We start from the raw sequence: 12,712 nt of genomic DNA on the forward strand, positions 1-12,712 counted from the left end.
ATCTTCCCTGAGCAAACCTCACCGTTATTGTTGATTATTTCTATTGACGTCCCTCCGCTTTTCCGTCATTTTTACATCTGGACGTCTAAACGTATAGAAGTTCACAACACAACAGACAATGACACGCGATTGATAGGGGTAGGGTATGAGCTTTTTTCACGCCAACCAGCGGGAAGCACTGAACCAGAGCCTGGCTGAAGTAAACGGCCAGATTAACGTCTCTTTTGAATTTTTCCCGCCGCGCACCAGTGAAATGGAGCAAACCCTGTGGAGCTCTATCGATCGTCTCAGCAGCCTGAAACCGAAGTTTGTCTCCGTGACCTACGGTGCGAACTCCGGCGAGCGTGACCGTACCCACAGCATCATTAAAGGCATCAAAGATCGTACCGGTTTGGAAGCGGCGCCGCATCTCACCTGTATCGACGCCACCCGCGACGAGCTGCGTGCCATCGCCCAGGATTACTGGAATAACGGCATTCGGCATATTGTTGCACTGCGCGGCGATCTGCCGCCGGGCAGCGGTAAGCCGGACATGTATGCCGCCGATCTGGTCGGGCTGTTGAAGGGCGTGGCTGACTTTGATATCTCCGTTGCCGCCTATCCTGAGGTTCATCCGGAAGCGAAAAGCGCCCAGGCGGATCTGCTTAACCTCAAGCGTAAGGTGGATGCCGGCGCGAACCGCGCCATTACCCAGTTCTTCTTTGATGTCGAAAGCTATCTGCGCTTCCGTGACCGCTGCGTCTCCGCGGGCATCGACGTTGAAATTATCCCGGGTATTCTGCCGGTCTCTAACTTCAAACAGGCGAAGAAATTTGCTGATATGACCAATGTGCGTATTCCGCTCTGGATGTCTAAAATGTACGAGGGGCTGGACGATGACCCGGAAACACGCAAGCTGGTGGGCGCAAACATCGCGATGGACATGGTGAAGATCTTAAGTCGTGAAGGGGTGAAGGATTTCCACTTCTACACGCTGAACCGTGCTGAGATGAGTTACGCCATATGCCACACGCTCGGCGTTAGACCAGGCGTGTAACAAAAAAGAGCCCTCTTCGGAGGGTTTTTTGATTTATAAGGGTTTTATTTTCCTGCCATATCAGCAATGCTGCCTTAGACGTACAAAACTCATGTATTTTCCATGGGAAATTAAACGGATTTAACTATCGAATCTGTGGGTTATCTCAACTATACCTTATCAACAAGGGCGTATATCGTAACGGTAACACTGTAAAAGGGAGCATAGCGATGAGCACGTCAGACGAGACCAATAAAGCGGCATCAGTCGGCAAATGCCCGTTCCATCAGGGCGGCGTCGATCACAGCGCGGGCGCAGGTACAGGCAGCCGCGACTGGTGGCCAAAACAACTCCGCATCGATCTTCTTAACCAACATTCCAATCGTTCGAACCCGCTGGGTGAAGACTTCGACTACCGCAAAGAATTCAGCAAACTTGATTACTCTGCCCTTAAAGGCGATCTTAAAGCACTCTTAACCGACTCTCAGCCGTGGTGGCCAGCCGACTGGGGCAGCTATGCGGGCCTGTTTATCCGTATGGCGTGGCACGGCGCGGGTACCTATCGCTCCGTTGACGGGCGCGGTGGGGCTGGACGCGGTCAACAGCGCTTTGCGCCGCTGAACTCCTGGCCGGATAACGTGAGCCTGGATAAAGCGCGCCGTCTGCTGTGGCCCATCAAGAAAAAATACGGACAAAAAATCTCCTGGGCTGACCTGTTTATTCTCGCGGGTAACGTGGCGCTGGAGAATTCGGGCTTCCGCACCTTTGGTTTCGGTGCCGGGCGTGAAGACGTCTGGGAACCGGATCTGGACGTGAACTGGGGTGATGAAAAAGCCTGGCTGACCCACCGCGATCCGGAAGCGCTGGCGAAGCGTCCTCTGGCCGCCACCGAAATGGGCCTGATCTACGTGAACCCGGAAGGGCCAAACGCCAGCGGTGAACCGCTGTCAGCGGCGGCAGCGATTCGCGCGACCTTCGGCAACATGGGCATGAACGATGAAGAGACCGTGGCGCTGATTGCAGGCGGCCACACCCTCGGCAAGACTCACGGCGCGGGTGAAGCCACCCACGTGGGCACCGACCCGGAAGCCTCACCAATTGAAGCGCAGGGCCTGGGCTGGGCGAGCACGCTCGGCACGGGCGTGGGCGCTGATGCCATTACCTCCGGTCTGGAAGTCATCTGGTCACAAACCCCGACGCAGTGGAGCAACTACTTCTTCGAGAACCTGTTCAAATACGAATGGGTGCAGACCCGCAGCCCGGCAGGGGCGATTCAGTTTGAAGCCGTTGATGCACCGGAAATCATGCCCGATCCGTTCGACCCGTCGAAAAAACGCAAACCTACCATGCTGGTCACCGACCTGACGCTGCGTTTTGACCCGGAATTCGAGAAAATTTCCCGCCGCTTCCTGAACGACCCGCAGGCCTTCAACGAAGCCTTCGCGCGTGCCTGGTTCAAGCTGACCCACCGTGATATGGGGCCAAAATCGCGTTACCTTGGCCCGGAAGTGCCGAAAGAAGATCTGATTTGGCAGGACCCGCTGCCGCAGGCGGTGTTCAACCCGTCGAAAGAAGACATTGAAAGCCTGAAGGCGGAAATTGCGGCCTCTGGTCTGTCAGTGAGCGAACTGGTTTCCGTTGCCTGGGCGTCAGCTTCAACCTTCCGCGGTGGCGATAAGCGTGGCGGCGCTAACGGCGCGCGTCTGGCGCTGGCGCCTCAGCGCGACTGGGATGTGAACGCCGCGGCGGTTCGCGCGTTGCCGGCTCTGGAAGCTATTCAGCGCACCACCAACAAAGCCTCACTGGCCGATATCATCGTGCTGGCGGGCGTGGTAGGCGTTGAGCAGGCCGCAAAAGCCGCAGGCGTGTACGTCACCGTACCGTTCGCCCCAGGCCGCGTGGATGCGCGTCAGGATCAGACGGATATCGAGATGTTTAACCTGCTCGAACCGGTTGCCGATGGTTTCCGCAACTATCGTGCGCAGGTGGATGTGTCTACCACGGAGTCACTGCTGATCGACAAGGCCCAGCAGCTGACGCTGACCGCACCGGAGCTGACGGTGCTGATCGGCGGCCTGCGCGTGCTGGGTGCCAACTTTGATGGCAGCAAGAATGGCGTGTTCACTGACCGCGAGGGCGTGCTGAGCAACGATTTCTTCGTGAACCTGCTGGACATGAACACGCAGTGGAAGGCGACCGACGAATCCAATGAGCTGTTTGCCGGAAGCGATCGCGCCAGCGGTGAAGTGAAATATACCGCCACCCGCGCCGATCTGGTCTTCGGTTCGAACGCCGTTCTGCGCGCGCTGGCAGAGGTTTACGCCAGCGATGATGCGCATGAGAAGTTTGTCCGCGACTTCGTTGCCGCATGGGCGAAGGTGATGGATCTGGACCGGTTTGATCTGCAGTAACCCTTGTGCCGGGTGGCGCTAACGCTTACCCGGCCTACGGGCAAAAAAATCCCCGCTGATGCGGGGATTTTTATTCACGCTATTTACTCCCACTCCTGCAGGAACCGTTGCCCATACTGGTCGGCTACCAGCAGTGCCGCATACACCTGATCCGGCGTTACGCCGCCGGGCATGTTGTGGATGGTTTCTCCTTCCGCACAGGACGCTTCCGCGATCAGACGCATTTTGGCCGGAATATCCTCTTTGATGTTCAGCTGTGCCAGGGTGATCGGCAGCCCAACGCTGTGACAAAGCGCGGCGACGGTCTCTATTTCTTCTACCGGCGCGTTTTCCAGTACCAGCTGCGTCAGCGTACCAAACGCCACTTTTTCGCCGTGATAGAAGTGATGCGCGTCCGGCACTGCCGTCATGCCGTTATGAATAGCGTGTGCTGCCGCCAGCCCGCCGCTTTCAAAGCCTACGCCGCTGAGATAGGTGTTGGCTTCGATAATGCGTTCCAGCGCCGGTGTAACCACATGCTGTTCCGCCGCCAGCATGGCTTTTTCACCCTCTTCAACCAGCGTGTTGTAGCACAGCTCGGCCAGCGCGAGTGCTGCCTGCGTACATTTGCCGCCCGCCATGGTGGTCGCACCGCTGCGTGAGCAGGCGCGTGCTTCAAACCACGTCGCCAGCGCATCGCCAATCCCGGCGGCCAGCAGACGTGCCGGCGCACCCGCCACCACTTTGGTATCGACGATAACCATGTTCGGGTTGTGCGGCAGCATCAGGTAGCGATCGAACTCACCGCTGTCGGTGTAAATGACGGAAAGGGCGCTGCATGGCGCATCGGTGGAGGCGATAGTTGGCGCAATGGCGACGGGTACGTCCATGAAATGGGCCAGCGCTTTGGCGGTATCCAGCGTTTTACCGCCGCCAATGCCCAGCACTGCCAGGCAGTCGGCGCTGTCGGCCAGCTTTTTCAGGCGATCGATTTCATTTTGTGAACATTCACCACCAAACGGCGCGATTTCAGCATGCAGTTCGGCTTTTTTAAAACTCTGACGCAGGGTCTCTTCGGCAAAACCCAGCACAAATTTATCGCCGACCACCAGCCAGCGATTGGCCAGGGGTTTCAGGTAGTCGCCGAGACGGGTAAGCACATCAGCGCCCTGGATATATTTCCCCGGCGATTGAATGATACGGTCCATAACAGTTCTCCCTTAGAGGTTGAGGTTACCAAACGCGTTTTTCCAGTCCTGCTCAAACTTCTCTATGGCTGACTCTACCGCTGGCGTGCCGAGCATGTGTTGCGCTACGTCTAAGGGAAGCGTGATTGCCTCGCATCCCGCCAACAGACAGTCCAGCGCCTGACGCGGCGTTTTGAAGCTGGCGGCCAGCATCTTGCTTTCCGGCGCGTGCAGTTCCAGCAGAGACTGCAGCTCCTGCACCATGCGAATGCCGTCACCGCCCTGCGCATCAACGCGGTTTACGTACGGCGCGACATATTTCGCCCCGGCCAGCGCGGCGAGCAACCCCTGTGCGGCGCTATAAACGGCGGTCCCCAGCGTGATTATCCCCTCTTTTTTCAACGCCTTGATCGCGGTAAGGCCCTCAGCCGTGACAGGGATTTTCACCACGATGTCCGGTATGGCATTACTCAAACGTTTGGCTTCCGCCACCATGCCTTCGGCATCGCGGCTCATGGTTTGAGCAAACAGCGTGCCTTCCGGTCCGATGGCTTTTTGCAGACGCGGCAGCACGTCCCAGATGGATTCGCGGCTGGCGGCGATGATGCTCGGGTTGGTGGTGACGCCCGCAATAGGAAAGATGCGCGCCAGACGTTCAACTTCCGCCACGTTGGCGGTATCCAGATACAGTTCCATTACTCTTCCTCGTTTCAGAGTTCTAATTCGTGTTGCAGCAGGGAGGCGATGGCCTCTTCTGAGCTGGCGTTGACCAGCGCGCTGCGGAAATCGTCATGCATGATGCGGCGTGCCAGACGGGAGAAAATACGCATATGCTGATCTCCCGCGGCGTGTTTATTCAGCGTCAGCATGATGATGAATTGCGCTTCTTCATCGCCCCACATGACCGGCGATTTCAGGCGTGCGACGCTGATGGTGGATTGCTCAATGTGCTCAGACTTGCTGTGCGGAATGGCGAAGCTGAAGCCAAGACCGGTAGAGAATACGGCTTCGCGCGCCCACAGATCGGCCTCCAGCTTGCGGGGGTAGCGGCAACGTCCGGCGAGCAGCAGGTTATCGGTCATCCCTTTCATGACCTCTTCTTTACTGTTCCAGTCATTGTCCAGCGAAATACAGCGAGGTGTGACCAACGGCGTGTCCTGCTGATTCATGCGGAACTGTGCCAGCAGGTGTTCCACTTCAAGCGAGGTGCGGCACGCCATGGCCTGGTTCAGCAGCTGGCGGCAGGCGCGGCTATCAAGCTGTGCCAGACGCGCTTTGGTTGCCGGAATGGCGGGCGACCCCATGCTCAGTTCGTCCAAACCCAGACCCACCAGCAATGGCAGCACCGAACCTTTTGCACCCAGTTCGCCGCACAGGCCAATCCATTTCCCCTGGCGATGGACGGCTTGCACCGCGTAATCCAGCGCCCGCAGGAAGGCTGGGTTCAGGCTGTTGTAGTGGCGTGTGACTTTGGCGTTGTCGCGGTCGACGGCCAGCAGATATTGCGTCAGGTCATTGCTGCCGATGCTAAAGAAATCAATCTCTTCACAGCACTGATCGATGATGAACATTACCGAAGGCACTTCCAGCATGATGCCGAGCGGGATTTTTTCATCAAACGGAATATGTTCAGCCCGGAGCTGCTGTTTCGCTTCGGCAAGTTTCTCTTTCACCCACAGGATCTCTTCCATAGAAGAGATCATCGGGATCATGATCTTCAGGCTGCCGTGAGCAGAGGCGCGCAGGATCGCCCGAAGCTGGGTGGTGAAAAGCGCTGCATACTCTTCGTAAATGCGTACGGCGCGGTAGCCGAGGAACGGGTTGTTTTCGGCCGGGATATTCAGGTACGCCACCGGCTTATCGCCGCCGATATCCATGGTGCGCACGATAATGCTGCGCCCGTTTGCACTCTCCAGCGCCTGACAGAAAATGTTGTACAGCTCGTTTTCACCGGGTGCGCTGCTGCGGTCCATATACAGCATTTCGGTGCGAAACAGGCCAACGCCCTCGGCGCCGTTCCCGAATGCTGCCTGCGCTTCCACCGCGTGGGCGATGTTCGCGGCAATCTCAACGCGCAGGCCATCGGCGGTTCTGGCTTCCCGATCGAGCCAGATACGCTGCTGCTCGCGTAGTGCCTGTTGTACTCGTGCTTCCTGGCGGTAGTAGCGTGCCACCGCATCGCTGGCGTTGACCACGACCGCACCGGCATTGCCATCAATAAATACGGGTTTATTGCGCCACTGCAGCAGGCTTTCACTGTCGACGCCCACCAGCGTCGGAATATTAAAGGAACGTGCAAGAATGACAGTGTGCGAGGTGGTTCCGCCGCTTTTTAACAGCAGCCCCTTAAGTAAGGTTTTATCGAGTTCCAGGAACTGGCCGGGCGTAAGATCATCAGCCAGACAAACGCTCTGTTGAGTGAGCTGTCCCGGTGCGGGGAAGCGTTGTTCACCATAAATCTGTTGTAAAAGTTGATAGCAGACATCGCGCACATCCAGCGCACGTTCCCGTAAGTAGCTGCTGCTGGAACGAGAGAACGTATCGCAGAAATGGTTGGCTGTGGCGATTGTCGCTTGCGCACAGCTTAGCCCCTGGCTTACGCCCGCAAGAAGATGCTGGCGCAAAGAGGTATCCGTAGCCAGCGAACGATGGGCTTCAAGAATGGCGCTGGCGGTGCTGTCGCTGTCCAGCGCGCGCAGCTCAATATTTTTCACCAGCAGGGTGAGGCCGCTATCCAGCGCTGACTGCTCTTCTTCCACGTTTTTCGCGTCGGGTAAATCCGTCAGTGCATTGAGATCCAGCGAGGTCAGCAAGGTCAACACGCCCTGGGCGCTACCGCTGCAAACGGGCAGGGCGCGGAAAAGCGTTGGATTAAGGCGCGCGAGGGATTCTGGCAGCGGATCGCGCTCAATATTGATGGCTTCTGCGAGCGTCGCATCACAGTGTGGAAACTCTTCCCGGAGCCATTGTTCCAGCTGTTGATGGGCGCTCTGCTCATCTTCACCGTGGATCACCAGACGACAGGCGTCGCCTGCCAGCGTGTCGGTGCCAATAAGTGCCAGTGCGCTCTTGGCATTCCCTTTTCGGTCGGTGCGCAGATTATGCCATTCGATCTGTGAGATAAACGTATTGCACAGCGTCTCCACATGACTTGCCGGACGCGCGTGAACCCCGTTGGGTAATTCACAGGTAAATTCCACTACCAGAGCCATACACACTCCTGAAAGCAATCAACATTCATTGGGGAACAGCATACGAGCGTGGTGATGATGCGCGCCATGTGACAAATATGCCAAACACTGGATAAATGTAATATCACGCGAAAAGTGAGATTTGACTCACAGGTTATTAATTTTTGCTTAGCGCCGGAGTGCTTCGAAATGTCGAGGCGGATCGCATTTTCATTTCGACATTACAAAAATCCAGTAAATGGCCTTTTTGTCTCCTGTCCGCCGTCTTCCTGATTGCCTATTGTTTGCCACAACATCTTTATGGTTTTAGGCCTGGAGCGACATATGAAAGAGTTGGTGCATATTCTCAAGAACACGCGGCAGCATCTGATGACCGGGGTGTCGCACATGATCCCGTTCGTGGTCGCGGGCGGTATTTTGCTGGCGGTTTCAGTCATGCTGTACGGCAAGGGCGCGGTACCGGATGCCGCAACCGATCCCAACCTCAAAAAGCTATTCGATATCGGCGTGGCGGGGTTAACGCTGATGGTGCCTTTCCTGGCCGCCTATATTGGCTACTCCATTGCCGAGCGCGCCGCGCTTGCTCCCTGTGCTATTGCCGCGTGGGTTGGTAACAGCTTCGGTGCGGGTTTCTTCGGCGCCATTATTGCCGGGATCCTCGGCGGGATTGTGGTCTGGTATCTGAAAAAACTGCCGGTCCCGAAAGTCCTGCGCTCCGTCATGCCTATCTTCATCATCCCTATCATCGGCACCTTTGTTACCGCGGGCATCATGATGTGGGGTCTGGGCGAACCTGTTGGTGCGTTGACGACGGGCTTAACCCAGTGGCTGCAAGGGATGCAGCAGGGCAGCATCGTCGTGCTGGCCATCATCATGGGGTTGATGCTGGCCTTCGACATGGGCGGCCCGATTAATAAAGTCGCCTATGCCTTCATGCTGATCTGCGTTGCTCAGGGCGTCTACACCGTGGTGGCGATTGCGGCGGTAGGCATCTGCGTGCCTCCTCTGGGCTTAGGCCTGGCGACGTTGATTAATCGCAAGAATTTTACCGGTGAAGAGCGCGAAGCGGGCAAGGCTGCATTAGTGATGGGCTGCGTGGGGGTCACCGAAGGGGCCATTCCGTTCGCCGCAGCCGACCCTCTGCGTGTCATTCCCTCCATCATGTTGGGATCCGCGTGCGGCGCAGTGACGGCTGCCGTGATGGGCGCGCAATGTTATGCCGGATGGGGCGGGCTTATCGTTCTCCCTGTGGTGGAGGGCAAGCTGGGCTACATCGCGGCGGTTGCCGTAGGGGCTGTGGTGACTGCCATTAGCGTCAACGTGCTGAAGAGTATTGCCCGCAAGAATGCAAAACAGGTCGATGAAAAAGAGGACGACCTGGATCTGGATTTCGAAATTAACTGAGTGAGGAAGAGAACATGGCCCGAATTATCGCAGTAACAGCATGCCCGTCAGGTGTTGCCCATACCTACATGGCGGCCGAAGCGCTGGAAAGCGCCGCTAAAGCCAAAGGCTGGGAAGTGAAGGTTGAAACGCAGGGGTCGATTGGTCTTGAGAACGAACTGAATGCTGAGGACATCGCCGCAGCGGATATGGTGATCCTGACCAAAGATATTGGCATTAAGTTCGAAGAACGTTTTACCGGGAAAACCATCGTGCGCGTCAACATCAGCGACGCGGTGAAACGCGCTGACGCCATCATGAACAAAATTGATGCCCACCTGGCGCAAACCGCCTGACGCTCTCCCGCCCTTCGGGGCGGGCTCGTTTTCCGTTACAGGAGTTCCCTCATGACGAATCGTACCCAGCGTTTGAAAGACGCACTTTTTGCCAGCCCTCGTGAAATCTCGCTTGAGCGTGCTTTGCTCTATACCGCCAGCCATAAGCAGACGGAGGGCGAGCCGGTTATCCTCAGGCGTGCAAAAGCCACGGCGTACATTCTTGACCATGTGAACATCGCGATTCGTGATGAGGAACTGATTGCCGGAAACCGGACCGTTAAACCGCGTGCGGGCATTATGTCTCCTGAGATGGATCCCTACTGGCTGCTTAAGGAGCTGGACCAGTTTGCCAGGCGTCCGCAGGATCGCTTTGAAATCAGCGATGAGGATAAGCAGATCTACCGTGACGTGCTGTATCCCTACTGGGAAAAACGGTCGATGAAGGATTTCATTAACAGCCAGATGACGGATGAGGTGAAAGCCGCTGTGGGGACGCAAATTTTCAGCGTCAACCAAACGGACAAAGGGCAGGGGCATATCATTATTGATTATCCGCGCCTGCTCAATAACGGCCTGGGTGTGCTGGTGGAGGAATTGCGCGAACACTGCGCCCGCGATGCGCAGAACACGTTCTATGCCGCCGCGCTGATTCTGCTTGAAGCGTCCCAGCGTCATATTCTGCGCTACGCCGCGCTGGCTGAAACCCTTGCTACCGTCTGTGATGAAGCTTCACGGCGTGAAGAATTACGGAAGATGGCAGAAATCTCGCGCCACAACGCGCAGCATAAGCCGCAAACGTTCTGGCAGGCGTGTCAGCTCTTCTGGTACATGAACGTCATTTTGCAGTATGAATCTAACGCCAGCTCGCTCTCCATCGGGCGCTTTGACCAGTACATGCTGCCCTTTTATCAGGCCTCGCTCTCACAGGGCGAAGAACCCGCGTTCCTGAAAGAGATTCTGGAATCGCTGTGGGTGAAGTGCAATGACGTGGTGCTTTTACGCTCCACCAGCAGCGCCCGCTATTTTGCCGGGTTCCCGACCGGGTATACCGCACTATTGGGCGGCCTGACGGAGAGCGGGCGTAGCGCGGTTAACGTGCTCTCCTTCCTGTGTCTGGATGCTTACCAGAGCGTTCAGCTTCCTCAACCGAACCTCGGCGTGCGGGTTAACGAACTCATCGACCGGGCATTCCTGCTTAAAACGGCGGAAACGATCCGCCTGGGTACCGGCATCCCGCAGATCTTTAACGATGAAGTGGTGGTGCCTGCCTTCCTCAACAGGGGAGTGTCGCTGGAAGATGCGCGCGACTACGCGGTGGTTGGCTGTGTAGAGCTGTCAATTCCGGGTAAAACCTACGGTCTGCACGATATCGCGATGTTTAACCTGCTGAAGGTGATGGAAATCGCGATGCAGGAGAACGAAGGCAACGTAGCGCTGAGTTATGAAGGCTTGCTGGAGCATATTCGCGCCAAAATTAATCACTACATTGCGCTGATGGTTGAGGGGAGCAATATCTGCGATATCGGCCATCGTGACTGGGCTCCGGTGCCATTGCTCTCTTCTTTTATCAGCGATTGCTTAGCATCAGGGAAAGACATCACCGACGGTGGCGCGCGCTATAACTTTTCCGGCGTGCAGGGCATCGGGATAGCGAATTTGAGCGACTCGCTGCACGCCCTGAAAGGGCTGGTCTTTGAACAGCAGCGCTTAAGTTTTGACGCGCTGTTAGCCGTGTTAAACGCTAACTTTGCCACGCCTGAGGGCAAAAAAATCCGCGCCCGGTTGATCAATCGCTTCGAAAAATACGGCAATGATATCGATGATGTCGACAACATCAGCGCTGAACTGCTGCGCCACTACTGTAAAGAGGTCGAAAAATACCGCAACCCGCGCGGCGGGCAGTTCACCCCGGGTTCTTATACCGTATCGGCACACGTGCCGCTGGGGGCGGTGGTGGGGGCAACGCCCGATGGCCGTTTTGCCGGGGAACAACTGGCAGACGGTGGGCTTTCGCCGATGCTTGGACAAGATATGCAGGGCCCGACGGCGGTACTGAAATCGGTAAGTAAGCTGGATAACTATCTGTTATCTAACGGCACGCTGCTAAACGTTAAATTCACCCCTGCGACGCTGGAAGGCGATGCCGGGCTGCAAAAGCTGGCGGATTTCCTTCGCGCCTTCACCCAGCTTAAGTTGCAGCATATCCAGTTCAACGTGGTGAATGCGGAAACACTGCGTGAAGCGCAACAGCGTCCGCAGGATTTTGCCGGGCTGGTGGTACGCGTTGCAGGCTACAGCGCCTTCTTTGTTGAGCTATCGAAGGAGATCCAGGATGACATTATCCGCCGCACAGCGCATCAGCTGTGACGTGGTTGAAACGCGCGTCGACGTGGCGCGTATTTTCAATATCCAGCGCTACTCATTAAATGACGGACGCGGCATCCGCACGGTAGTTTTTTTTAAAGGCTGCCCTCACCGCTGTCCGTGGTGCGCGAATCCGGAGTCGATCTCGCCGAAAATCGAAACGGTGCGTCGGGAAAGTAAATGCCTGCACTGTGTTCCCTGCCTGCGGGACGCAGATGAATGTCCGTCCGGTGCCTTCGGGCATATCGGAAGAGATGTGACCCTGGATGAGCTGGAAAACGAGGTAATGAAAGACGATGTCTTCTTTCGTTCCTCGGGAGGCGGGGTGACGCTTTCGGGCGGGGAAGTGTTGCTGCAGGCGCCTTTCGCGACAAAGTTTCTACAGAGGTTGCGTCGTTTCGGCGTGCATACGGCCATCGAAACGGCAGGCGATGCGCCGTTGTCCCGACTAATGCCGCTGGCGCGCCAGTGTGATGAAGTGCTGTTTGATTTGAAGATCATGGACACGGCGCTGGCCCAATCAATTGTGGCAATGAATCTTCCCAGAGTACTGGATAATTTCCGTCAGCTGGTGGCTGACGGGATAAACGTGATTCCCCGCGTCCCGCTTATTCCTGGCTATACGCTTAACGAAACGAACATGGCGCGCGTGCTGGCTTTCCTGCTACCTTCAGGAATACGGCAGCTGCATTTATTGCCCTTCCATCAGTATGGGGAGCCAAAATACCGCCTGCTGGGGCAGAAGTGGGGAATGCGGCAAGCGAGCCCGCCGACAGAAGATGAGGTGTCAGCGATGCGTCTACTGGCCGAGCTCGAAGGTTTCAATGTTACCCTGGGAGGCTGA

At 56.6% G+C, this 12,712-nt stretch carries 9 protein-coding genes; 6 read left to right on the forward strand and 3 right to left on the reverse strand.

What is annotated here, in order from left to right:
• Positions 1–145 precede the first annotated feature (145 nt).
• Both metF and katG read left to right on the forward strand, forming a co-directional pair.
• Entirely contained in the window at positions 146–1,036 is an 891-nt protein-coding gene (gene metF / locus AC0TOY_RS03785) for a methylenetetrahydrofolate reductase (RefSeq protein ID WP_024909186.1), read from the forward strand.
• Positions 1,037–1,245: 209 nt separating this feature from the next.
• Positions 1,246–3,426 carry a catalase/peroxidase HPI gene (gene katG / locus AC0TOY_RS03790; RefSeq protein WP_473721507.1) on the forward strand — a complete coding sequence of 727 codons (2,181 nt, stop codon included), beginning with the start codon at positions 1,246–1,248 and terminating at the stop codon, positions 3,424–3,426.
• An 83-nt stretch (positions 3,427–3,509) separates the two neighbouring features.
• Here the strand turns inward: katG and gldA are convergent, their stop codons facing one another.
• Genes gldA through ptsP form a run of 3 tightly spaced genes read right to left on the reverse strand, consistent with a single transcriptional unit; the run spans position 3,510 to position 7,804 of the window.
• On the reverse strand, positions 3,510–4,613 hold the full coding sequence (gene gldA / locus AC0TOY_RS03795) for a bifunctional L-1,2-propanediol dehydrogenase/glycerol dehydrogenase (protein ID WP_008501794.1): 1,104 nt from the start codon (positions 4,611–4,613) through the stop codon (positions 3,510–3,512).
• A gap of 12 nt (positions 4,614–4,625) precedes the next feature.
• Positions 4,626–5,288 carry a fructose-6-phosphate aldolase gene (gene fsa, locus AC0TOY_RS03800; RefSeq protein WP_148769935.1) on the reverse strand — a complete coding sequence of 221 codons (663 nt, stop codon included), beginning with the start codon at positions 5,286–5,288 and terminating at the stop codon, positions 4,626–4,628.
• A gap of 14 nt (positions 5,289–5,302) precedes the next feature.
• Positions 5,303–7,804, reverse strand: a complete 2,502-nt coding sequence (ptsP, locus tag AC0TOY_RS03805) for a phosphoenolpyruvate--protein phosphotransferase (RefSeq protein WP_248166383.1) — start codon at positions 7,802–7,804, stop codon at positions 5,303–5,305.
• A 303-nt stretch (positions 7,805–8,107) separates the two neighbouring features.
• On the opposite strand from ptsP, the gene AC0TOY_RS03810 reads away from it, so the two are divergent.
• Genes AC0TOY_RS03810 through AC0TOY_RS03825 form a run of 4 tightly spaced genes read left to right on the forward strand, consistent with a single transcriptional unit; the run spans position 8,108 to position 12,712 of the window.
• Complete coding sequence (locus AC0TOY_RS03810) at positions 8,108–9,187, forward strand: PTS fructose transporter subunit EIIC (protein WP_024909181.1); 1,080 nt, start codon at positions 8,108–8,110, stop codon at positions 9,185–9,187.
• A gap of 14 nt (positions 9,188–9,201) precedes the next feature.
• Complete coding sequence (locus tag AC0TOY_RS03815) at positions 9,202–9,522, forward strand: PTS fructose-like transporter subunit IIB (protein ID WP_024909180.1); 321 nt, start codon at positions 9,202–9,204, stop codon at positions 9,520–9,522.
• A gap of 51 nt (positions 9,523–9,573) precedes the next feature.
• Complete coding sequence (locus AC0TOY_RS03820) at positions 9,574–11,871, forward strand: formate C-acetyltransferase (RefSeq protein ID WP_290094198.1); 2,298 nt, start codon at positions 9,574–9,576, stop codon at positions 11,869–11,871.
• Positions 11,837–12,712: a [formate-C-acetyltransferase]-activating enzyme gene (locus AC0TOY_RS03825; RefSeq protein ID WP_267217757.1), complete on the forward strand. Its 876-nt coding sequence runs from the start codon at positions 11,837–11,839 to the stop codon at positions 12,710–12,712. The genes AC0TOY_RS03820 and AC0TOY_RS03825 overlap by 35 nt, the downstream gene beginning before the upstream one ends.

This window comes from Enterobacter sp. PL_is379, from assembly GCF_055817355.1.